Origin of the sequence: Streptomyces sp. NPDC086080 (assembly GCF_044540255.1) — a bacterium.
In the GTDB taxonomy this organism is placed as follows: Bacteria; Actinomycetota; Actinomycetes; order Streptomycetales; family Streptomycetaceae; genus Streptomyces.
This window is the reverse complement of record NZ_JBITRU010000029.1, coordinates 19,327-42,029: the sequence shown is the minus strand read 5'-3', so window position 1 is coordinate 42,029 and position 22,703 is coordinate 19,327. Positions and strand designations below refer to the sequence as shown.

Sequence of the window (22,703 nt, the reverse complement as noted above, 5' to 3'; positions counted from 1 at the left end):
GGGCGCGACATGGATGATGCAGCCGCCGTACCGCACGGGAAGCGGCCGGCGGGCATGCACGGCCGGGGTACGGAGGAGAGCCGGACCGCGCATCCGGAGTACCGCGTCGAGGACGCGCTCGCCGATCCGGTCGTGGCGGCGGTCCGGAACATCGGCGGGTACGGCGGCCTGGTCTATCTGCGCTCGCGTGACCGGCGCTCGCTGGTGCTGTGCGTGGTGTCCGGCGTCCCGAGGTCGCTGCTGAAGCCGTGGTGGCGGATCCCGGTGGGCGGCTCCCTGCCCATGTCCGAGGCGTACCGCAGGGGCGAGGTGCTGTGGCTGCCGGACGAGCGGGCGACGATGCTGCGTTTCCCGCAGTTCACCGCCGCGCTGCCGTACTCGTTCGCGCACGCCTACCGACCCGTGCGGGTCGGCGGCGAGGACGTGGGCGTCCTGGCCGTGCTGCGTTCGGCCAGCCGGGAGCCGGCGGACGAGCAGGCGGTGCGGGCGGCGCTGCGCGAGGCCGGACGGGACATGGAGGAGCGTCTGGCCGAGTTCGCCCGCCGGATGCCCGGCGCGGAGGGCGCGGACGCCGTGGCGTACGGCATCGACTACGACGACCAGCCGGTGAACGTGCGGCTGCCCACTCCCCCGGCGCTGGCCGTGGAGGTCGGCATCGTCGAGTGGGACCTCGACCACGACCGCTGGTCCGGGGACGACGACGCCCTGTCCCTGCTGGGCGTCACCCGGGAGGAGTTCGGCGGCACCATGGCGGAGGTCGAGGAGCGGATCAGCCCCGAGGACCTGTACGAACTCCGGGCGAGCCGGCGGGAGGCGGAAGACACCGGCCAGGTCAGGGCCCGGCACTTCAGGGTGCTGGACCGGCCCGACGACGACGGCCACCCCCGTTACCGGCCGGTGGAGCTGTGGGGCCACGTGGTACGGGTGGAGGGGACCGCCCGGATCCTGGTGGGTGCGCTGGTCGACGCGGCCGGTGGGGTGACCGCGGCGGAGGCCGCGGAGCGCTTGCCGGACGGCCTGTTCTCGCTCGACCAGGACGGCCGGGTCGTCTACGCCAACCGCCGCTGCCAGGAACTGCTGGGGAGCGGGCTGGAACGCCTGCTCGGCCACTACCCGTGGGAGGTGCTCCCATGGCTGCGCGATCCCGCCTACGAGGACCGTTACCGGGCGGCGATGCTGTCCCAGGAACCGGTGTCGTACCTGCTGCAGGACCCCGCCGGCGTCTGGCTGGGGTTCGTGCTCTACCCGGGTGTGCACGGGCTGACGGGCCGTGTCTTCCGCACCGACGCTCCCGCCGGGGCGGGGCCGGGCCTGGTGCCGCAGCCGGTTACCGCGGGCACCGGGGCGGCGTCGGCGCTGGGCGCGCCGACCCGCGCGGGGGCCCTGTACCACGTGGTGCAGATGGCCAGCGTGCTGACCGAGGCCGTGACCGTCAGGGACGTGTGCCGCGCCGTCGCCGAGCAGTTGCTGCCCGGGTTCGGGGCGCAGGAGATCGCCCTATACACGATCCGTGACGGGCGGATGCACCTGTTGTGGGAGTCCGGCTACCCGGAGCACTTCCTCGACCCGTTCGAGGGAGTCCCGCTCGACGCGAACCTGCCCGGCGTGCACGCGCTGACCACCCGCCTCCCGCTGTTCTTCGAGTCGTCGGAAGCGCTGGTGAACGCCTATCCCGAGATCGCCCTGGACACGAAGAGCGCCTGGGCGTTCCTGCCGCTGATCGCCTCCGGCCATCCGGTCGGCTCCTGCATCCTCGGCTGGGACGCGCACCACCGGTTCACGCCGGAGGAACGCAGTGCGCTGACCGCGCTGGGCGGACTGGCCGCGCAGGCGATGGAGCGGGCCCGGCTCTACGACGCCGAGTCCGCCGTGGCGCGGGGACTGCAGGAGGGTCTGCTGCCGCACCGGCTGCCCGTCATCGACCGGTTGCGCGCCACCGGCCGCTACCTGCCCGGCACACAGGGCATGGCCATCGGCGGCGACTGGTACGACGTGATCCGGACCGGGCGCGGGGTGGCCCTGGTCATCGGTGACGTCGAGGGGCACAGCGTCGGCGCCGCGGCCGTGATGGGGCAGCTGCGCAGCGCCGTACACGCCTTCGCCTCCAGCGGGCGTCCGCCGCAGGAGGTCATCACCCACACCAACCGGCTGCTGGCCGAGCTGGAGACGGATGTCTTCGCCACCTGCTGCTACATCGAGCTCGAGCCGGCCACCGGACGGGCCCTGGCGGTCCGGGCGGGTCACCCACCGCCGCTGCTGCGCCATCCCGACGGGCACGCGGAGAGCCTGGAACTGCCCGGTGGTGTGATGCTCGGTGTACAGCCGGACGCCGTCTACCCGGTGACCACGCTGGTCCTGGCCCCCGGCAGCGTGCTCGCCCTGTACACGGACGGGCTCGTCGAGACGCCCGGCAGTGACATCGAGACCGGCATCCAGGAGGTGCTGCGCTCCCTGGCCGACAGCCCCACGGACTCCGTCGAAGTGATCGCCGACCGGCTGATCCGCTCGGCCCGCCGGACCGAGGACCGCCCGGACGACGTGGCGCTGCTGCTGACGGCATACGACCGGGACGCGGGCGGCTGAGACCGGCCGGGGCGGCGGTGGCCGCACGGCACCGTCACCCCGCGGGTGGGCGCACGGCGCTGCCGCCCTTCTCCTTCATGGGTCAGAGCGAAGCTCTGTGACGGATCAGCGCTCGACCGGGGACGACCTCAGACCGAACAGTGCCCCGACGGCCCCCGCGAGGCCGCTCGCGCACTCGTCCGCGGACCCGGCGGGTACGGACAGCCGTCGCAGCGCCCCGCTCAGGACATCCTCCATGAGCGCGACCTGCTCACCGAGCATACGGGCTCCCGCCTGGCCGCTCCGGTCCCGCCGGGCCAGATACGTGAGAACGTCCTGCGAGTCGGACTGGAGTTCCTGGAGGACCTGCCACTCCCGCGCCGCCCCCCTGGTCTGGCTCAGCACCTCGGGCAGTCGCTGCCGCAGGCCGGCGTGCCACAGCACCAGCGTCCCGTCCATCTCCGCGCGCAGCCCGTCGAGACAGAGCCGCAGCACCATGGCGCCCTTCGCCACGCCGACCACCGGAATCCCGGCCCGGACGGTCGGCGACGGCCGTCCGGCGCCCAGGTAGTCGCGCAGCATGACCGGCATCACCTCGGCTTCGGCCTCGGGCCTGTTCCTTTCGGGTGCCAGCACCGCGCAGACGGGGCCGAGTGAGTTGGCGGCCTGCTCGGCCGCCGCATGGCATGCGTAATCCGTGGGCACGATGCACTGTTCCTTTCCCGGCTGCGTTCGGCTGCGGCCAGTTCTTGCCCGGTTGCACGCCGTACATGGCCCTTTGGTTCATCACAGGTCTGGAAAAGGTAGTTCATGTCGCGGCGGTACGACCAGTTCGATCAGGAAGTCCTGTCGGCGGCTCCGGAGCAGCGGCCGGCGTGCCGGTACACGAACGGCGGCAGATCCCCCTCCAGGGGATCTGCCGCCGTTCGTGTACCGCGGAGGGTCAGGCGTTTCGCCGCACGCTCCGCAGGACGAAGAACCCGAAGATCACCAGCACTCCGCCGAGCGCGGCCGGCCAGAGCTGCGCCCCGGTCTCGGCCAGGCTGCCGCCCTGGGCCTGTGCGCCGGTCCGGTCCTCGGTCCCGAGCTCCGGGAGGCTGCCGGGCACCGCGGCGGCCTGGGCCGCCTGGCCGCCGTCGTCCTTGCCGCCCTTGTCGCCGGCCTGGTCTCCGGCACCGGCGTCCTTGCCGTCCTGGGCCGGGAGCGATGCCTTGACTCCGGGCTGCGCGGTGGCGCCGCCGTCCGCGGGCTCCTGGGTCGCCGGGTCGGCGGGGTTCTGTGACGGCTGCTCCTGACCGCCGTCGCCCTTGTCGCCGCCGTTGCCCGGCTTGTCGCCGCCGTTGGCCTGGTTGCCGTCGTCACCGGGCTGGTCGCCGCCGTCACCCTGGCCCGGGTCGTCGGGCGTGGCCGTGGGGTCCTCCGGCTGCTGGGGCTCCTCACCCTGATCGCCGCCGTTACCGCCGCCGTCACCGTTGCCACCGCCGTCACCACCGGCGCCGACACCACACGTACGGCCCTCGTTGATGCAGTCGACCACCTCGTTCATCAGGCCCTCGTCGAAGACGTTGATGAAGTCGCCGTGGTCCGTGATCGGCTTGTGCAGCTGCTCCGGGAAGGAGTCCACCGCGAACAGCGGCGTGGTCTTCCCGCCGTCGTTCAGGCTCGGCGCGTCGACGTCGTAGACGATGCGCTGCACCAGCTGCGGTACGGGCTTGAAGCCGGACGGGCAAGTGCCCTGGGCGTCCGCGAACGCCATGTGCGTACGGTGGTTGGCGCTGTCGATGTTGCGGCCGTCCCAGCAGCTCTGGAAGTCGAACGTGCGCACCACGTCACTGCCCTGCGGGCACAGCGGGTACTTGTCCGTCAGCTGACGGTCCTCGAAACCGGTGCAGCTCCAGGACGCGTTGGCGTTGCCGGGGCCGTTCACGAACGACTTGGCGTCGCCGGTGATGATGCGCAGCAGCCGCGGCATGGCGGTGACCTCGCCCTGCGGGTTGCCCACGAAGGTCAGCGTGACCTCCTTGGGCGTGACGATCTCACCGGCGTTGCCCTCGATGCCGCCGCCCGGAGAGTTGGCGTCCTGCTCCTCGACCCCGTTCTGCAGACGCAGCACCGGCCAGTAGTAGGACGACTTGTCGCCCTGGTCCTGGCAGGTGGTGTCCGCCTGCGCCAGGTCGTCGTCGCTGGAGAAGGCGTTGGTGGCCTGGTTGCCGATGTAGTCGTGGAAGTGGTGGGCTCCGTTGGAGACACCCGGGGCGGCGATCACGTTGTCCGAGTTGAACAGACCGTTCTCGTTGACGCCGCACTCGCTGGTGAAGGTGCCGCGGGAGGCATTGGCGGTCTGCTTCGGTGCGGAGACGTTGGGCTGGACGCTCTCGATGTCGACGTAGTCGCCGGCCACGGGGCCGTTGCCGGCCTGACCGCCGTTCCCGCCCTGGTCCTGGCCCCCGTCACCCTGGTTCTGCTGGTCCTGGTCCTGCTGGTCCTGGCCGTCGCCGCCGTCGCCCGCCTGCTCACCCTCGTTGCCGTCGGCCTCCTGCCCGGCGTCCGGCTGCGCGGGCGCGTTGCCGGACTCGCGCACGGCGCAGGCGGCGAGTTCCTCGAGACCCTCGGGCCGGTCCCCCACCCGGTCGACGGCGGTCGCGATGCGGGCGAGGGTGGCGGAGCGCTTCTCCTCGAGCGGCCCCGCGATCGCGTTCTCCGCGAAGCCCGGGTCCTGCCGCAGAGCGTCGGCGGACTCCCCGAGCCGCTTGTAGGCATCGGCGATCTGCGCGTCCAGGGCGGCGAGTTCCTTGTCCACCTCGGGCCGCGCCTCATCGGGCACCGACGCCAGTTGCGTGGCGGTGGACACGTCCGGGCAGTCGATCGTGGCGGCCGCGAGCACCTGCGCGTCACCCGCCCCGCCCTCTTCCGTCGCGGAAGCGTAGACGTTGGCCGCCATCATCCCGCCTCCGCCCAGGATCAGGGCGAAGGCGGCGAGCGTCGCGCGCTGTTTGGGGCGTCTGCGTGTGTTGCGTGCCACGGTAGTACTCCTACGCATCTGTCGCGGGGGGTCGGCATGGGATTCCCACGCCCCATACGCAGGCGGAGCACCGCGCGTTCAACGTGCCTCACGAATTCTTCCCGGAATCCTGGAGAACGCGAGTCCCGGACGCCTCAAGTCCTCGCCGGGCAAGGGGCGTCCGGCGAGGACTTGGGGTGTGAGCGGTGAAGTGAGGTCGGCTCAGCCGAAGTTCACGTCACTGCACAGGAAGTAGGTCTGGTCCATGTGCGAGGCCTGCCAGATGCGCCTCGTGCGGCGGAGCGGCCATGTGCGTTTGCGCCACTTCCCGGCGGACCGTGGCGCCGTTCGATCCGTTCGACGTGGAAGGCGTCGGACCGTCAGAGCCGGTCGAGACCGCTCGTCGTCCGCCCGAGGCAGACGACCGAGTCGTCCATCGGCGCGGCGATCTCCTCGAAGCCCATACGGTCGTAGAAGGCCCGGGCGGGTTGGTTGGCCCTCACCATCACGAGATGGACGGAGGGCACTCCCGCGTCCCGCAGCGCGGCGAGGAAGGTCCGCATCAACTGCCTGCCGTGACCGCGGCCCTGCCACTCGGGCAGCAGGTCGATGTGCAGATGGGCGGGCCAGGCCGCCAGTTCGGGCACGATCATCCGTTCGGGGTGGTGCAGCAGCCAGGCGATCTCCTCGTCCGGCGTCCGCGGCGGCCCGGGCGGCGCGGGATGGCGGTCGGCGACGAGAGGGAGCCATGCGGCCCGGAAGGTCCGGGCGAAGCGGACCGTGTCCGCGGTGCCGACGATGTATCCGACCGCCCTGCCGCGTCCGTCGTCCAGGACGAAGGCCAGTTCGGGTTCCAGATGGACGTAGGGGGCCGCGAAGGTGGCGGGGAAGACGGCGGGGTCGGCGAAGTGAGGGCGACTGTCCCCGCCGATGTGCGCGGTGCGCACGCAGATGTCGTCGAGGGCCGGCCGGTCCTCGCGTCGGTACGGGCGGATCCTGGGGGGCTCGGTCATGCCGGACATCCTGCATTCCTGGGAGCGCTCCCACAAGCCCTTTCCCGCCGGGGGCCGGCCTGCGCCGTGCGGGCGTGACATGCCGGTCGCTGGTTACTCGATGTCCATGAAGCTGCATATCCCGGGCCGGAACGACAGGCAGGCCCACGAGAACGCGACGGACGGGCGCCGCACGGAGGGTGGCGCGCGGCGCGCGGAGCCGGACGAACCCGGGCCGAGCGACGAGGTGGAGCGGGCGGCACCGGACTCACCGGCCAAGCTGCCGAAAGGGGCATGGCGCGCGGCGCTGAAGGGCAGTCTGCGCGAGTTCAAGGACGACGAGCTCACCGACCGGGCGGCGGCGCTGACGTACTACAGCGTGCTGGCGCTGTTCCCGGCGCTGCTGGCCCTGGTGTCGATCCTGGGCCTCACCGGCAAGTCCACCACGGACAAGGTGGTGGAGAACCTCCAGGAGCTCACCGCCCCCGGTGCGGCACGCGACATCCTGACCCAGGCGGTGGAACAACTGCAGGGCAACGCGGGCGTCGGCTCGCTGGTGGCGATCATCGGTCTGGTACTGGCCATCTGGTCCGCGTCGGGCTACGTGGCGGCGTTCATGCGCTCGTCGAACGCGGTCTACGACATCCCCGAGGGGCGGCCCATCTGGAAGGTGCTGCCGGTACGCATCGGGGTGACGGTCGCGCTGATGGTGATGGCGGTGATCAGTGCGCTGATCGTGGTGTTCACCGGCGGGCTGGCCCGGCAGGCGGGTGACCTGCTCGGTCTGGGCGACACAGCGCTGACCATATGGTCGATCGCGAAGTGGCCGGTGCTGGTCGTCCTGGTCACCGTCATGATCGCACTGCTCTACTGGGCGGCGCCGAACGCCAAGGTCAAGGGGTTCCGGTGGGTCACCCCGGGCAGCTTCCTGGCACTGGTGATCTGGCTTCTCGCCTCCGCCGGGTTCGCCCTGTACGTCGCCAACTTCGGGTCGTACAACAAGACGTACGGCACGATGGCCGGCGTCATCGTGTTCCTGATCTGGCTGTGGATCACCAACCTGGCGATTCTGCTGGGGCTGGAGTTCGACGCGGAGATCGCCCGGCAGCGGGCCATCGCCGGGGGCCATCCGCCGGAGGCGGAGCCGTACACGCAGCCGCGCGACACGCGTGCCTGGGACGAGGAGGACCGACGGCGGGCGGAGGAGACCTGAGGGGCGCCGGCCGAGGCGCCGGACTTCCCGGACGGACGGACGGGCGGACGGGCGGCACCGGCTGCACCGGCGGACGGGCGGACGGGCGGCACCGGCGGACGGGCTGGGCGTCTCAGCCCATCAGACCCGCCGCGAGCGTGGCGCCCAGCTCCCAGCAGCGCTCGACGGCGGCTCTGTCGGGCTCTCCGGTGACCCGTACGGGCTCCGCGGCGCGCCGCCAGCCCAGGCCCGTCGTGATCGTCTCGATGCCCCGCAGCGCGCCGGTGACATCGCTGCCGCCGTGCACGTAGAAGCCGAAGGGCCGGCCGCGGGTGGAGTCCAGGCAGGGGTAGTAGACCTGGTCGAAGAAGTGCTTGAGCGCGCCCGACATGTAGCCGAGGTTGGCCGGGGTGCCGAGCAGGTAGCCGTCGGCGTCGAGCACGTCGGTGGCGGTGGCGGACAGGGCCGGCCGTCTCACCACCCGCACGTCCTCGATCTCCGGAGCGGTGGCACCGGCCAGTACGGCTTCGAACATCGCCTGGCAGTTGGGCGAGGGGGTGTGATGGACGATCAGCAGAGTGGGCACGCCCCGACCCTGCCGTGCGGATCGCCGCGCCCGCAACCCGGGGCCTTTGTCACGAGGGGACAGGGGTGGCACGATGCCCCGCATCGGAACGCGGAGACGGGGTGTGTCGTGGTGGACGAGGAGCACGAGTCACCGGCGGCGGCGGTGTTCGACGCGCTGGGCAGTGAGTACGAGAAGGCGTTCGCCTCCTCGGCGGCCCACCGGGCGTCCCTGGACTGGCTGCTCCAACGGCTGCCGCCCGGCAGCCGGGTGCTGGACGTGGGCAGCGGCACGGGCCGGCCCACGGCCGCCGTGCTCGCCGCGGCCGGGCACCGTGTGCTGGGCGTGGACGTGTCCCCGGTGATGGTGGAGATCGCCTCGCGGCAGGTGCCCGAGGCCGAGTTCCGTTGCGAGGACGTCCGGCGGATGGCCCTCGAGGACGGCTCCTTCGACGCGGTCTGCGTGTACTTCTCGCTGCTGCAGATGCCCCGGACGGAGCAGTCCGCGCTCCTGGGCCGGCTGGCGCGGGCGCTGCGGCCGGGCGGCCTGCTCGCGCTGGCCACCGTGCCGCTGGACGTCGAGGAGTTCGACGGGGTGTTCATGGGGCAGCCCGTACGGGTCACCAGCTTCGCGGCGGAGGACCTCATCGCCCTCGTGCGCGCGGCGGGGCTGACGGTGCAGTCGCGGGAGAGCGTGATGTTCACCCCGACGCATCCGGACGCCCGGCCCGAGCCGCACCTCTTCCTGCACTGCCGCCGCGAGGACACGACAGCCGGCTGACCGACGCCCGCAGCGGCCGACCGTACCGGGCGAGGCGGAACCCGGCGAGGGCACCGCACCGCCGGGCATCCCGGCCGTCCCCGATGCGGGCCGGCGGCCCGCCGGGGCCGGCGGACCTCTCCGCCCGCCGGAACCGGGACGGCGTGGTCCGGGGTCCGTCCTGATCCGGCAACGTGGCGCGGGTGTGCACGGAGGTCCCGGCCATGCCCGGCCACACGGCGGGCCTGGGGCCGCTACGGCAAGGACCGGGTCTCCTTCTGGGCGGCCTGGAGGTCCGCGAGGAGTTCGGCCTGGCCGGCGAGGACGCCGGAGAGGATGGTGCGGGCGACCCTCAGCAGTTCGGCCACGTGCGGGCTGGTCAGCGAGTAGTACACGGTCGAGCCCTCCTTGCGGCCGACCACCAGGTTCGCCCGTCGCAGCACCGCCAGCTGCTGGGAGAGATGGGCCGGTTCGATCCCCACCTGGGGAAGCAACTCGGCGACCGCGTGCTCACGCTCGCTGAGCAGCTCCAGTACGCGGATCCTGGCGGGATGGCCCAGGGTTTTGAAGAACTCGGCCTTCAGCTGGTACAGCGGCGTGGTCATCGTGCCGTCCCCTTTCCGGCGCGGCAGCACGGCCCGGACAGCCGGTCCTCGGTCCATCGCCCCATCCGTTCGTCGACACCCGCTTCGACGTTTTCCGACATTAGCAACTTCATATGTCCCCGCTCTCCGGCGGCCATGGCATGCCGCCTCATAGCGGGAGCGTGATCCAGATACTCTTGCCCCGGCCGTCGGCGTCGCCCCGGACCACGGCGGTGCCGCCCAGGCCGTGGGTCAGTTCGACGACCATGGCGAGGCCCCCCGGCCCGGAACCGGCCGGCCCCGTACGGTCCGGTCCGAACAACCGGGGCCGGTGGGGATGGCGGTCGTGCACGGCGAGCACCAGGCAGTCGGGACTCGCCGCGTAGACCACCGTGGTCTGCGGGGAGACGCCGGCCGTGTGCCGGACGCTGTTGGCCACCAGTTCGCTGAGGATCAGCAGCGCCGGGCCCACCGCCGGGTGGCGTGCGCCGATGCCCCATTCGGCAAGCGCCAGTTCGGCGGTTTCGCGGGCGAGCCGTACGGCACCGGGCCCGGTGGGCACGGTGAGCACATGGCGGTGCGGCAGCGTTCCCAGTGCCGAGGTCACGGCGCCTCCCGGTGGGGTGTGGGCACGGTGGCCCGGGGCACGGCGGCACCCCGCAGAACACCGCTGCGTTCCAGATGGGCGCGGGCCGCGCCGATCGCCTCGGGTGTCGTGGCGTACTCCCTGCCCTCGTCCCGCAGCAGTTCCAGGACGCCGACGGAGGCGAGGGCGCGGCGGTGGGCCGGGCGGATACCGGAGGCCAGGACGAGGATGCCGCGCCGTCTCAGTTTGGTCACCGCGTCCTTCAGGACCAGGGCCCCGGTGGCGTCGACGACGCTCACGTGGGACATGCGCAGGATGACCACTCGGACGTCGGCGAGTTCGGTCAGCTCCAGCAGGAACCGGTGCGCGGCGGCGAAGAAGAGGGGGCCGTCGATGCGGTAGGCGACGATGTGCTCGGCGAGCAGTTCGTGCTCCTCCTCCGTGTGATCGCCCCGGTCCAGCGGCAGCGGCGCGAGCCGGGCCTGGCGGGCGACCGCCCCCAGCGCGAGCACACCGGCGACGGCGAGACCGATGATCACCGCCTGGACGAGGTCGAGTACCAGAGTCGCGGCGGCGGTCAGGACCAGGATCACCGCGTCGGAGCGGGTGGCGCGGGTCATCGCACGCAGCGAACCGACCTCGACCATGCGGACCGCGGTCGCCAGCAGCACGCCGGCGAGGGCGGCGAGCGGGATCCGCGACACCAGTGGGGCGGCCGCGAAGACGATCACCGCCAGGACCGCGGCGTGCATGAGCGAGGCCAGCCGGGAGGTCGCGCCGGAGCGGACGTTGACAGCGGTGCGGGCGATCGCGCCGGTCGCGGGCACGCCGCCGAACAGCGGGGCGGCTATGTTCGCGAGGCCCTGGCCGAACAGTTCGCGGTCGGGGTCGTGCCGCTGTCCCACCGTCATCCCGTCGGCGACGGAAGCGGACAGCAGCGACTCCAGAGCGGCGAGCGCGGCCACGGCCAGGGCGGGCGCGACCAGGCTGCCCAGCGCGGCGGTGTCGACGAAGGAGATCGAGGGGGCGGGCAGACCGGGGGGCAGGTCCCCGATCGGCCGCGCCCCGTCCAGGCCGGCGACCTGCGCCACGACCGTGGCCACGATCACCGCCAGGACGGAGAAGGGGATGGTGGGCTTCCAGCGCGCCCCGAGCAGCATCATGGCCGCCACCCCGAACGCCAGCGCCAGCGCCGTCCAGTTGGGGGCGCGGACGAACTCCTGGCCCGCCCGCCAGGCCACCACCAGGACTCGCTCGCCCTCGGGCTCGGGCACACCGAGAGCGTTCGGGATCTGCTGCAGTCCGATCACGCAGGCGATGCCGAGCGTGAAGCCCTCCACCACCGGGGCGGGCACGTACCGCATGCTGCCCCCGGCCCGCAGCAACGCCAGGGCGACCAGGATCACGCCCGCCATCAGCCCGACGGTGAGCACACCGCCGGGCCCGTGTTGGGCGACGATCGGCACGAGGACCACCGTCATCGCCCCGGTCGGCCCGGAGACCTGGAGGTTGGAGCCTCCGAACACGGCGGCCAGGGCTCCGGCGACCACGGCGGTGGCCAGCCCCGCCTCGGCACCGAGCCCGGAGGAGACTCCGAAGCCGAGCGCGAGCGGCAGGGCGACCACCGCGACGGTCAGGCCGGCCAGCAGGTCCCGGCGGGGACGGCGCCGCATCTGGTCCAGGTCGGCGCGGGTGGGCAGCAGTGAGGTGATCCGGGACCGGACTCCGGACTGCGGCGACGGTACGGACACGGTTCCTCGACTTCGCTCGCGACTGGATGCTGAATCCAGCATGTAATGAATTGCGAAAAATTGCAATTCAGCAGTTCAGCACCCCGCCCTGACGCGTCACGAAGCGCCACCGTCCCGTGCGCGGCCTCTCTCGTCGTCAGCCGGTATGGCCGGCTCAGCGCTTCAGCCGGTCATCCGCTTCCGCCACGACGGTTCGACCCGCTGCCACTCGGCCTCCCAATCGGCCAGCCGCCGCCACTGCAGCCGGGACCGGACGATCCATCCGCCGAGTACGACCAGTCCCCCGGCGGCGACCGAGACCGTGAGGCCGGACATGACGATCTGGAACCGTGCGTCCGCGCCCTCGGGCGGTGCGGAGGCGAGCCGGCCCTCGGGGTCGTTCCACACCGTGACCGCGGCGCCCGCCTTCGCCCCCGCCTCGACCTCCGCCCGGCCCGTACGACTGGTGCCGTCGGGGGCGGTCCACCGCACCTTGGCCCAGACACCCCCGTCGCCGTCCTCCGCCACGGACGCGGGCAGCGCATGGGCGGCGTCCTCCACGAGCACGGCCGGCACGGGGCGGGTGTGCTCGCGGCGGTCCTCGATCGACCCGTCCACGACGACGGCCGCGGCCACTCCGGCGAACACCCCGATCAGCAGGGCCAGGACGAAGGTGGCGAGCATCAGCCAGGCCTCGACCAGATCGCTGCGGCGGCGCAGCGGGTTCCTCCGCCACCGCCACAACCGCACCCTGTGCGGCCTCGCGCCCTGCGTTGTCGACATGGGAGGTCACCTCCTCACACGCGGGTGCCCGACGACGCCACTCCTCCAGGGTGACCCCTCGGCCCCCGGTCAGGCAGGGGCCGAACGGCCCGTTCCGGGCCCGGCCGGACGGACCGCGTGCCGCCGGACCGGGGCTTTCACACCGTCGGGTGCACGGGGACCACCTCGTGCTGCGGCACGCCGAGTACGACCTTGAGCGCCCCTGTCTCGGCGGCGTTGCCGAACACGTCGTACGCCTCCTGCATGTGGTCGAGCGGGAAGGTGTGGGTGACCATCTGGCGGGTGGGCAGCCGGCCGGCCGCCGCCATCCGCAGCAGGGTGGGGGTGGAGTGGGTGTCGACGAGCCCGGTGGTGAGGGTGAGGTTCCTGATCCACAGATCCTCGAGATGCAGGGTGGCGGGCGCGCCGTGCACCCCGACGTTGGCGAGATGTCCGCCGGGGCGCACCATGCGGGCGCACAACTCGAACGTCTCCGGGAGGCCCACCGCCTCGATGACCACGTCCGCTCCGAGCTCGCCGGTGAGGTCCGCGATCAGCTGCTCGGGTGCCTCGCTCGCGTCGGCCACGGCATCGGCGCCGAACTCCTTCGCCGCCTGCAGCCGGGAGGCGGCGAGGTCCACGGCGACGATGCGCTCGGGCGAGAACAGCCGGGCGGCGGCGATCGCGGCGAGCCCGACGGGCCCGGCACCGACCACGGCGACCGTGTCACCGGGGCGGACCCGCCCGTTGAGCACCCCCACCTCGTAGGCGGTGGGGAAGATGTCGGCCAGCAGCACGGCGTCCTCGCTCGCTACGGCGCCGGGCAGCGGGTGCACCGAGAGGTCGGCGTACGGGACCCGTACGTACTCGGCCTGGGTGCCGTCGACGCGGTGGCCGAGGATCCATCCGCCGCCGCCGCGGCACTGCCCGTACATGCCCTCGCGGCAGTAGCCGCAGCGCCCGCAGGCGGTGATGCAGGAGACCAGGACGCGGTCTCCGGGGCGTACGGTGCGCACGTCGCCGCCGATCTCGACGACCTCGCCGACGGCCTCGTGGCCGAGGACGGTTCCGGGGCGGACCTCGGGCACGTCGCCCTTCAGGATGTGCAGGTCCGTCCCGCAGATGGTGACGGCGTCGACGCGTACGATCGCGTCGCCGGGTTCCTTGATGTCCGGGTCGGGAACCTCTTCCCAGGCGGACTGCCCGGGGCCGTGAAAGACATAGCCCTTCATGCCGATCTCACCCTTCTCGCTCCGCGGCGGGCCCCGGCACCGGACGTGCCCACCTGCGTCGGCGGGACCCGGGTGGGTGCCGGGGCCGCCCTGCACTTCCAGTCTGGGCGCAGGTCGGCGGATCCGCTCGGGGCGGGGAACGGCACACGGGCCGGCCGCGCGGGCACGCGGCCCGGCGCCGATGGGCCGGTGCACGCTGCCGTGCGCGGCCCCCCGTGTCACGCCCCGCCGTCCTCCCTCGAGGCTCCGCCCCCCGCATCCCCGTCCGCGCGGTTCCCCGCGCCGTCGGGGCTCCGGCCACCGGCACCCAAACACCCACCCGGCGGACCCGCACCACCCCACCCGGGACTCCACCCACCGGGCGCCCTCGCGGCCTCGCGGCGAGCCGGCACAGCCCCGCGCCTCAAGCGGACTCCGCCCACAGGCGCCCTCGTACCCCCAAGGGTCCGGCCGCGGAATCCCGCGCCCCTCGGGGCTCACGCCACCGGGCGGGCGATGCCGCTGTGCAGCAGGTGGCGGGTGTGGCGCACGGTGTCGCCCAGGCGCAGGACGAGGCGGGCGAGAAGGTCGTACAGGTGCCGTACCGCTTCGAGGCGTTCCAGGCGCGGGGCGAACGCCGACAGGCCGATGCCGAGGGCGATGCCCAGCCAGGCGACGGGACCGAGCGGGGTGCAGCCGAAGAAGTGGCTGACGCCGGGTGTCTGGACGAGGGCGGCGAGCACCGTGGCGGAGCCCAGGGCGGTCACCCACACCAGAGGGCTGTGGCGGCGTCCGGAGAGGGTCTGCACCAGCTGGGCGCCGACCACTCCGCACAGCGCCATCGTGGTGGAGCGGCGTTCGGTACCGGGGGTGAGGCGGCCGAACAGATAGGCCGTGACCGCGCCGAGGCACGTCGTGACGCCCCGGCGCCGGATGGAGCGCAGCAGGGGCGTTCCGAGGACGTCCAGGCCCATCGGACCGGTCGCGGCGTGCGCCGCCGTCGACGGGTCGTCGCTCGGCGTCACCGCCACCGCCATGGCGGGGAACATGTCGGTGAGCAGGTTGACCAGGAGCAGTTGACGGGTCGACAGCGGTGAGGACCCGGCGAGCAGGGTGCCCAGCACGCTGAAGCCGACCTCGCCGGCGTTGCCGCCGATGAGGATGCTCACCGCGTCGGCGACGCTGCGCCACAGGGCGCGGCCCTCGCCGACGGCGTCCACCAGGACGGACAGGTCCCCGGTGGTGAGCACGATGTCGGCGGCGTTGCGGGCGGCGGCGGAGCCGCGGGACTGGATGGCGACGCCCACGTCGGCGGCGCGGATGGCGGCCGCGTCGTTGGCACCGTCACCGGCCATCGCCACCACCCGGCCGGCCTGCTGCAGTGCCTCCACGACATGGAGCTTCTGCTCGGGTGCGACCCGGGCGACGACCCCGGCGCCGTGCAGGGCGCGGACCCGGTCCCCGCGGCCCATGGCGACGAGTTCGTCGCCGGTGACCACTTCGGTGTCCTCCGGCCAGCCCAGTTGCAGGGCGATGGCGCGGGCGGTCTCCGGATGGTCGCCGGTGAGCATGACGGGCAGGATGCCGGTCCGGCGCAGTGCGGTGAGCAGTTCCTGTGAGGTGTCGCGCGGAACGTCCGCGAGGGCGATCAGCCCGGCGAACTCCAGGTCCCCGAGTTCGGCGTCGAGTTCGGCGTCGGTGTCGGACCCCCGGCACGGGCGGTGGGCGACCGCGAGGACGCGCAGCCCCTGTCCCGCGAGGGTGTGGGCCGTCCCGGCCGCCTCGTCGGGGAGGTTCCGGCAGGCGGGCAGCACCGTCTCCGGGGCCCCCTTGACGACGAGGAGCCGTGGGGCGTCCGGGCCTCCTTCCCGGCCGACGGCCGCCGCGTAGCCGCGGCTGGCCTCGAAGGCCAGTTCGCCCTCGGCGGTCCAGGCGGGGTCGGGCGGGGCGGCGTCGAGGACCGCCTCGTCGGTGGCGTGGGCGACCCGGCGTCCTTCGGAGGTCTCCTCCTGCGGGCAGGCGCGCGCGGCCGGCCGCAGGACCGGTCCGGCGTCGTCGGCGCCCGGGGTGAGCACGGTGCCGTCGGCGGTGGCCACCCGCACCAGCCGGAGCCGGTTCTCGGTGAGGGTGCCGGTCTTGTCGAAACAGACGGTGTCGACCCGGCCGAGCGCCTCCAGGGTGCGCGGGGTGCGGACCAGGACACCGCGCCGGGACAGCCGGCGGGCGGCCGCCATCTGGGCCACGGTCGCGACGAGGGGCAGGCCTTCGGGGACCGCGGCGACGGCCACGGCGACACCGCCGCTGACGGCCCGCCGGACCGGGCTGCCGCGCAGCAGCGACAGCCCGGTCACCAGCGCCCCGCCGGTGAAGGTGACGGGCAGGGCCTTGCGGGTCAGTTCCTGCAGGCGTGCCTGGACTCCGGCGGGCGGCGGGGTGCGGGCGGCCAGGGCGACGGCACGGCCCGCCTCGGTGCGGTCGCCGGTGTCCACCACGAGCGCGCCGGCCCGGCCTGCCACCACGGTGGTGCCCTCGAAGACCATGCAGGTCCGCCGGGGCACCGGCGCGCCGGGCGTCGGTTCGAGGCCCTTGGTCACGGGCAGGGACTCGCCGGTGAGCGAGGACTCGTCGACCTCCAGCCCGTCCTCCTCCAGCAGCCGCGCGTCCGCCGGTACGACGTCTCCGGCCCCGAGGGTGATCCGGTCCCCCGGTCGCAGCCGGGCGGCGTCCACGGTGACCGTGCGGCGGTCGGCGTCCTGCCGGCGTGCCTTGGGACGCTGCCGGGCGGCCAGCCGGGCCAGCGCCCGCTCGGCGCGCAGCCGCTGGAGCCCGCCCGCCACCGCGTTGATGTCCATGGCGCCGACGACGAGCAGCGCGTCGACGAGCGAGCCGAGCAGCGCCGAGGCGACCGCCCCGGTGGCCAGGACGGGGGTGAGCGGATCGTCGAGTTCGCGGCGGACGGCACCGGCCGCCTGCCAGGTCCAGCGGGCGGGGCCGAGGACGGGCGTACGGGCGAGCCGTGCCGTTCCCCGGCGGGTACGGGTGGTGAGCAGGGCGAGCCCTCGGGGTGCGGTGCCGGTGCGGGTGTCGTGCAGCAGGTCGTGTGCCTGGTGGGGTTCCAGGGCGTGCCAGGGCACGTGCAGCCGGGGCTCGGGCGGTGCCGCGCGAGCCACCTGCACGGCCTCGGCCCAGCCGGTGAGCAGGGCGGCGGCCGCGGCGATGTTCACCGGGGCGTGCCGGGTGAGCCGCTGCCAGACCCGGCCGCCGGGAGTTCCGCCACGGGCCACCATGAGCCCGGACAGGGCGGCACCCGCCCGGGCCAGGGTCTGCGAACGGCGGCCGACCCGGCCGGCCGCCGGAATCGCCGTCAGCAGCCGCCAGACGTCCTCCAGTCCGCCCGTGGCGAGGGCGTCGGCGCCCCAGACGACCGCCGAGCCGGCGTCGGTGAGGGCGATCGCCACGTCACCGGCGGGCAGGCCGTCCGCCACGTCGTCGTTCCCGCGCGCGGCCACCCGGGCGACGCTCACCACGATGTGCCCGTCGTTCTGCAGCGCCCGTACGACGTCGCCGAACGGCAGGTCGGCGGGGGCGACCTCGTCGGCGAGGCGGGTGATGTCCCGCAGATCGGAGCCGCCGGTGATCACGACGTGCAGCCCCGCCCGGCGGGCGGCGTCCAGGACGGCCTCGGCGCAGGGGTGGACGGGGTCGTGGAACACGGCCGGGCCGGCCGACGGGGCGGGTCCGCGCAGCGCGTCGGCGTGCAGGACCAGGGAGTCGGCGATCTCCAGCTGCCACAGTCGCCGCCCGCTGCGGACGAGGACACCGGACCCGGCGAGACGGGCGCCGAGGAGCGCGTCGAAGGCGGCGGGGCCGTAGCGGGCGGCCTTGGGCGATCCGGCCAGCACCGCCTCCGCGGTCTCCGCGGCGTTGTGCGTGACGAGGAGCGTGGCGGCGGCACCCGCGACACTGCCGGTGCCGGCGTGGGCCGCGTAGGCCTGGGCCGGGGTGACGCGCAGGAGCGGGCGGATGCCGGCGGGGCCGGGGATGCTGGTGCGCCGTTCGAGGCAGAGGTCGTCGTGCAGGGCCTCGAAGGCCGCCGCCCGGGCGGCGGCCTCGGTCAGCTGGCCGGCGCGCAGCAGCCCGTCGAGTACGAGGGACACGGGGGACTGTCCGGCGCCGTGGGCGGCGGAGTTGGCGGCGGCGAGGAGGAGTTCCATGCCGCTGCGGCCGAACCGCTGCCGCAGCAGGGCACGGAAACGGGGGTTCTCGCGCAGCAGGGTGACGGCGGCGGTGACCGCCTTGGGGCTGCGGGGCAGGCGCAGGGACCGGCCCGCCAGGGCGCCGGCGGCGCCTGCGGCGTCCAGCAGCAGTGCGGCGGCGGCGATCCGTACGTCGCGGGGGTCGCCGGGGTGGACGGTCCCGGTCTCTTCCTCGGGGTCCGCCTCCTCGGGATCCGCGTCCTCGGTCAGTCCGAGGCGGGCGGCGAGCGCGATGGCGTGCTCGCTCACGCGGTCGCCGGCGGCGTCCGTCAGCGCGGTCACCACGAGACGGGACAGTCCGTCGTCCCAGTAGGCGGTCAGCACGTCGGGGTGGTCGAGGAGTTCGGCGGCCGCTTTGCGGGCGAGCGGGGCGAGTTCGCCGTCCGGGCTGCGCAGTGCCAGGTGGACGCGGGATCCGGCCCGCCAGTGCCGGCCACCGCCGAGGGCGCCGCGGGCCACGTGGCCGATCCGGCGCGTCGTGTCGTGGACGGACGTCATGCCGTGTGCGGCGCCGCGCGCGGCGCCGGCGGCGGCTCCCGCGACAGCACCGGCGAGAGGGGCGACGTCGAAGAGTGCGAGCATCTCTGAGGGTCCTGTGATCGTGGCCGGCTCAGCGGGTGTGCCGGTCGTCGCGGGGCCGCGCGGGGGTGGTGGGCGGTCCGTGGTGCGCGGTGGCCTCGGCCACCTGCTTCAAGCCCGCGGCGGTGGCGGTGTCGCCGACCTTCGCGGGCTCTTCGTGCACCGGGCGGTCGGTCCGGCCGGTCGTGCGGCGGGAGGGGGTGAGCCGGTCGCCGGGGCCCTCGGGCGGCTCGGAGCCGGCGCCCGGACCGCCCCGCGGGAGTCCCCGGTCCGGCGCCTCCGGCCGGCCGTCCGCGACGGCCGGCGGCCGGTCGGCCGGTTCGCCGTCGGGACGCGGCCGGGTGAACCAGGCAACCGCCGCCCCGGCCAGCGCCACCGGCCATTCGACGATCCCGGCCACCCCGAGCACCCCCGCCCCTGTGTAGACGGCGATCCGGCGCCCGCGGGGGGACACCGCGCCGATCGTGTCGAGGGCGCCGCCCGCCGCCCTTTCCACCTGCTCCGCACCCGGCAGCCGGCGCAGGCCGGAGGCCACCGCCCGCAGGGGCTGCGGAAGATCCGGTGAACGAGACGTGTCCTGGTCCATGTCGACCTCCACGAGCGCGACCCTCAGGGAACCCATAGGCATATATACCGTTTGCCCCATGTTCGACCGATACCGGCCCGAGCGCTTTTCCAGGACGTCCGAGCCGGTTCACCGCCGTCCGCGGAGGGCCCTCTTCGCGCCCGTGTCCGTGCCGGAGCGGGCACTCCGGCTACCGGGCCCGCACAGGGCCGTCCGGGGCGGAGGGCCCGGACCAGCGGCCGTACCGGACCGTCCGGCCGGCGAAGGGAGTGGTCATGACGGAGAACGACGGGGACACGACGCCCGCCCGGCGCACGGCGTTCCCGGACCTCCGTCCGGCCTCGGACGCCCCGGGAGAGGCGCCACCGCCGGCTGGTCCGGACGAGGTACGGCCCCGGGCGGGAGGCGACGGCGGGCCGATCCAGGCTCCACGACGGCCGGCGCGGCTGGGTGCGCGTCGAGCCGGCCCGGGACCCTGCCCCGCGCCGGCTTCCGGGCCGTCCCGGCCGTGACGACGCCGGGTGCTCCGGTCTCGGCTGCCGTCTCCTTCGTCACGGAGGCCGGCCGGCCCGGTCCGGTGCCCGTCTGACCCGTCCGGGTGTCCGCCGTCGTACGTCCGTACTGCACTTGGCGTCCGTTCATGTCTCCAAAGCGCTAACTCCGGCGTGTCCTGACATCGCGTCGGATGCGCCCGGAAAGGCCTAAGTCTCCTCGGCGGCTTCGCCGCCCTGACGAAGGAGACGTACCGCATGGCCACACGCCAGGTCCGGACCGCGCGCCGCACCGCCCTCACCGCACTCGGTGCCCTCGTCCTCGCCGCACTCCCCTCCACCGCGGCGGCCGACCCCACGCCCGCGGCGGGTCCTAAGCCGAGCGCGGCCCAGACCCTCGGCGCCGACCGCCCGTCGCCCCATCTGCTCAGCGCGCTGCGACGCGACCTCGGACTGAACTCGCAGCAGGCCTCCGAGCGGCTGGTCAACGAGGCCGAGGCGGGCACCCGCGCGGGCCGGCTGCGCAACGCCCTGGGAGAGCGGTTCGCCGGGGCTTGGGTGCGGGGCGACACTTCCGGGGAACTCACGGTCGCCACCACCGGCGCCGGGGACGTGGCGGCCATCGAGGCCCAGGGCGCCACGGCGAAGGTGGTCCGGTGGACTCTGGCCGAACTGCGGGCGGCCAAGCGGAGACTGGACACGGCGGCGACCCGGGGCACGACCCTCGACACACCGGTCTGGTACATCGATGTGGCGAAGAACCGGATCACGGTGGAGGCGACCAGCCGGTCGGCCGGCACCGCCTTCATCAGAGCCGCCGGGCTCCAGGGGGAGGACGTCGGCGTCCGTGTGACGGCCGAACGGCCGCGGCTGCTGCAGGACATCACCGGTGGTGACGCCTTCTACATCAACGATTCCGCGCGCTGCTCCGTCGGCTTCTCCGTCACCCGGGGCGAGCAGGCGGGCTTCGTCACCGCCGGGCACTGCGGCAGTCCGGGCGCGACGACCACGGGCTACGACGGCACCGCGCAGGGCGTCTTCGCCGCCTCCGTGTTCCCCGGCAAGGACATGGCGTGGGTGGCCACCAACGCCCGGTGGACGCCCACACCCGATGTGAAGGCGCAGGACGGCCAGGAGGTGCAGATCACCGGTTCCGCACAGGCGCTCGTCGGGGCATCGGTATGCCGCTCCGGCTCGACCACCGGATGGCACTGCGGGACCGTGCAGCAGCACGACACGAGCGTCAGCTACGCCGAGGGCAGGGTCGACGGCCTGACCCGGACGACGGTGTGCGCGGAGCCGGGCGACTCCGGCGGGCCGTTCGTCACCGGCGCGCAGGCCCAGGGCGTCACCTCCGGCGGCTCCGGTGACTGCACCCGCGGCGGCACCACGTTCTACCAGCCGGTCAACCCGATCCTGGGCGACTTCGGGCTCACACTGACCACCGCCGCAGCGCAGACCGCACCCGGCGCGCAGGAGGACGGCGCGGAGGCGTGGACGGCCGGCCGGGTCTACGAGACCGGGGCGACGGTGACCCGCGAGGGCGTGACGTACCAGTGCCTGCAGAGCCACCAGGCGCAGGGCGCGTGGGCGCCCGCCGGCACCCCGGCGCTGTGGCAGCGAGTGTGACCGTCCGACCGGCGGGGCGCCGGCCGCGGCCCCGGGGCCGTGGCCGGCGCCCCGCTTTTCCCGCCGCTCCTGCGCGAGCAGGTGGTACGCCGTAACGGGGAGCGTGTCGGGGGCGCGCGAGCGGCGGATGCGGGACGGCGGAGTGCCGACGCGGCCGGTGCCTCAGCAGGACAGCTTGGCCCGGACCCAGCCGGTCATCGTGGCGGGGGCGGCGCCGGCCCGCACGGAGCGGCGTACCAGGCGGGCGTCGCGGCGCAGGTCGTGGGCGGCGTGCCGGCCGCGCCACAGCAGGGAGGGAGCGGATCCGGTGTCGTCCGCGGCGATCAACAGACCGCCGAGCATGGAGAGGTTCTTCAGGAAGTGGATGCGCTGCTGGACCCTCTGATCGGGGTCCTCCTCCGCCCAGAAGCGGTGCGCGGCCAGCGTGGTGGGGATCAGCGTGACGGCGACGGCGAGCGCGGCGGGACGGGACAGGCGTCCGGTCGCCAGCAGCAGCCCGCCCACGACCTGGACGGCGCCGTTGAGGCGTACACAGTCCTCGGTGCTGTCCGGCAGCAGCGGGACCCGATCGGTGACGGGCCGTACGACGGGCTCCGCGACGCCTGCGACGGTCTGGGGGTGGCGAAGGGAATCCAGCCCGCCGGCGAGGAACATCGACGCCAGCATCGGCCGGCCGAGGACACGCAACAGACTCATGGACTGCTCCTGGGAGTGTCGGTGGTGCGAACGCGCCGGGTTCCCCCGAGGTGCGGGGGCAATCGGCGTGCCGTCACCAGAACCGGGTGGTGAGCGCGGGCTGGTGGACCGCCTCGACGGCGTCGCGCAGGCACAGGGCGACGCCGATGGTGGTCCGCAGGACCGAGGGGCGAACCGTCTGCGCGATCTCCGTGGCCAGGACGAGCAGACAGCCCGCCGCCTGTTCGACCACGGAGACCGGGAGGGTGTAGTCGCTGTCGGCGGCCGCGCGGAACGCCTTCAGTGGGATTCCGGCTCCGTCGACCGTCCGCCTGGCGGCCTGCTCCAGGTGCTGTGCGGCGTTCTCGCAGAGCGAGGCGGGCAGAGTGAGGGTGCGCTGGAACGGTGTACTCGTCATGATCCAGTGCTCCCCCGGCGGGGCCCGGTCCGATCGGCGGGCGCCGGGATTTCACCGTCCCGCGTGAGCGTTCGGCGGCCGTCGGGCCGGTACGCCGGGCGGTCGACGTGGGCACGCCGACCCGGGTGGGGGGCGTCGAGCGGGTC

General features: G+C 74.0%; 17 protein-coding genes. 4 read left to right on the top strand and 13 right to left on the bottom strand.

The features are described from left to right. Positions 1-9 precede the first annotated feature (9 nt). Complete coding sequence (locus ACIF9R_RS28445) at positions 10-2,583, top strand: SpoIIE family protein phosphatase (protein WP_399985230.1); 2,574 nt, start codon at positions 10-12, stop codon at positions 2,581-2,583. Positions 2,584-2,688: 105 nt separating this feature from the next. Here ACIF9R_RS28445 and ACIF9R_RS28440 read toward each other — a convergent pair whose 3' ends face one another. From ACIF9R_RS28440 to ACIF9R_RS28430, 3 genes are all read right to left on the bottom strand, one after another. Next, positions 2,689-3,267, bottom strand: coding sequence for a hypothetical protein (locus ACIF9R_RS28440; protein ID WP_399985229.1), 579 nt, complete (start codon positions 3,265-3,267; stop codon positions 2,689-2,691). A gap of 238 nt (positions 3,268-3,505) precedes the next feature. Continuing rightward, positions 3,506-5,506 (bottom strand): DUF1996 domain-containing protein, encoded by a 2,001-nt coding sequence (locus ACIF9R_RS28435; RefSeq protein WP_399985312.1) that lies wholly within the window; start codon positions 5,504-5,506, stop codon positions 3,506-3,508. Positions 5,507-5,943: 437 nt separating this feature from the next. Beyond that, positions 5,944-6,576: a GNAT family N-acetyltransferase gene (locus tag ACIF9R_RS28430; protein ID WP_399985228.1), complete on the bottom strand. Its 633-nt coding sequence runs from the start codon at positions 6,574-6,576 to the stop codon at positions 5,944-5,946. Positions 6,577-6,682: 106 nt separating this feature from the next. Here ACIF9R_RS28430 and ACIF9R_RS28425 point away from each other — a divergent pair, with 106 nt between their 5' ends. Further along, entirely contained in the window at positions 6,683-7,768 is a 1,086-nt protein-coding gene (locus tag ACIF9R_RS28425; RefSeq protein ID WP_399985227.1) for a YihY/virulence factor BrkB family protein, read from the top strand. 112 nt (positions 7,769-7,880) lie between these two features. On the opposite strand, the gene ACIF9R_RS28420 is transcribed toward ACIF9R_RS28425, so the two are convergent. Continuing rightward, the gene (locus ACIF9R_RS28420) at positions 7,881-8,333 is read right to left on the bottom strand and encodes a flavodoxin family protein (RefSeq protein ID WP_399985226.1); all 453 of its coding nucleotides are present in this window, start codon (positions 8,331-8,333) and stop codon (positions 7,881-7,883) included. 108 nt (positions 8,334-8,441) lie between these two features. On the opposite strand from ACIF9R_RS28420, the gene ACIF9R_RS28415 reads away from it, so the two are divergent. After that, positions 8,442-9,092 (top strand): class I SAM-dependent methyltransferase, encoded by a 651-nt coding sequence (locus tag ACIF9R_RS28415; RefSeq protein WP_399985225.1) that lies wholly within the window; start codon positions 8,442-8,444, stop codon positions 9,090-9,092. 233 nt (positions 9,093-9,325) lie between these two features. Here the strand turns inward: ACIF9R_RS28415 and ACIF9R_RS28410 are convergent, their stop codons facing one another. The 7 genes from ACIF9R_RS28410 to ACIF9R_RS28380 form a co-directional block, all read right to left on the bottom strand. Continuing rightward, positions 9,326-9,676: an ArsR/SmtB family transcription factor gene (locus tag ACIF9R_RS28410; RefSeq protein ID WP_399985224.1), complete on the bottom strand. Its 351-nt coding sequence runs from the start codon at positions 9,674-9,676 to the stop codon at positions 9,326-9,328. A 148-nt stretch (positions 9,677-9,824) separates the two neighbouring features. Then, complete coding sequence (locus ACIF9R_RS28405; RefSeq protein WP_399985223.1) at positions 9,825-10,262, bottom strand: ATP-binding protein; 438 nt, start codon at positions 10,260-10,262, stop codon at positions 9,825-9,827. After that, positions 10,259-11,914 carry a SulP family inorganic anion transporter gene (locus tag ACIF9R_RS28400; protein ID WP_399985311.1) on the bottom strand — a complete coding sequence of 552 codons (1,656 nt, stop codon included), beginning with the start codon at positions 11,912-11,914 and terminating at the stop codon, positions 10,259-10,261. Before ACIF9R_RS28400 ends, ACIF9R_RS28405 begins: the two co-directional genes overlap by 4 nt. A gap of 240 nt (positions 11,915-12,154) precedes the next feature. Continuing rightward, a complete protein-coding gene (locus tag ACIF9R_RS28395; RefSeq protein ID WP_399985222.1) occupies positions 12,155-12,754 on the bottom strand; it encodes a hypothetical protein in 600 nt (199 codons plus the stop codon). A gap of 137 nt (positions 12,755-12,891) precedes the next feature. Further along, positions 12,892-13,965 carry a zinc-dependent alcohol dehydrogenase family protein gene (locus tag ACIF9R_RS28390; RefSeq protein WP_399985221.1) on the bottom strand — a complete coding sequence of 358 codons (1,074 nt, stop codon included), beginning with the start codon at positions 13,963-13,965 and terminating at the stop codon, positions 12,892-12,894. 476 nt (positions 13,966-14,441) lie between these two features. Then, positions 14,442-18,782 carry an HAD-IC family P-type ATPase gene (locus ACIF9R_RS28385; protein WP_399985220.1) on the bottom strand — a complete coding sequence of 1,447 codons (4,341 nt, stop codon included), beginning with the start codon at positions 18,780-18,782 and terminating at the stop codon, positions 14,442-14,444. Positions 18,783-18,810: 28 nt separating this feature from the next. Next, positions 18,811-19,401 carry a hypothetical protein gene (locus ACIF9R_RS28380; RefSeq protein ID WP_399985219.1) on the bottom strand — a complete coding sequence of 197 codons (591 nt, stop codon included), beginning with the start codon at positions 19,399-19,401 and terminating at the stop codon, positions 18,811-18,813. A gap of 692 nt (positions 19,402-20,093) precedes the next feature. On the opposite strand from ACIF9R_RS28380, the gene ACIF9R_RS28375 reads away from it, so the two are divergent. After that, a complete protein-coding gene (locus ACIF9R_RS28375; RefSeq protein ID WP_399985218.1) occupies positions 20,094-21,464 on the top strand; it encodes a trypsin-like serine protease in 1,371 nt (456 codons plus the stop codon). Positions 21,465-21,626: 162 nt separating this feature from the next. Here the strand turns inward: ACIF9R_RS28375 and ACIF9R_RS28370 are convergent, their stop codons facing one another. Together ACIF9R_RS28370 and ACIF9R_RS28365 are read right to left on the bottom strand one after the other, a co-directional pair. Next, on the bottom strand, positions 21,627-22,160 hold the full coding sequence (locus ACIF9R_RS28370; RefSeq protein ID WP_399985217.1) for a DoxX family protein: 534 nt from the start codon (positions 22,158-22,160) through the stop codon (positions 21,627-21,629). Between the two features lie 73 nt (positions 22,161-22,233). Further along, positions 22,234-22,557 carry a hypothetical protein gene (locus tag ACIF9R_RS28365; RefSeq protein WP_399985216.1) on the bottom strand — a complete coding sequence of 108 codons (324 nt, stop codon included), beginning with the start codon at positions 22,555-22,557 and terminating at the stop codon, positions 22,234-22,236. Positions 22,558-22,703: the final 146 nt, after the last annotated feature.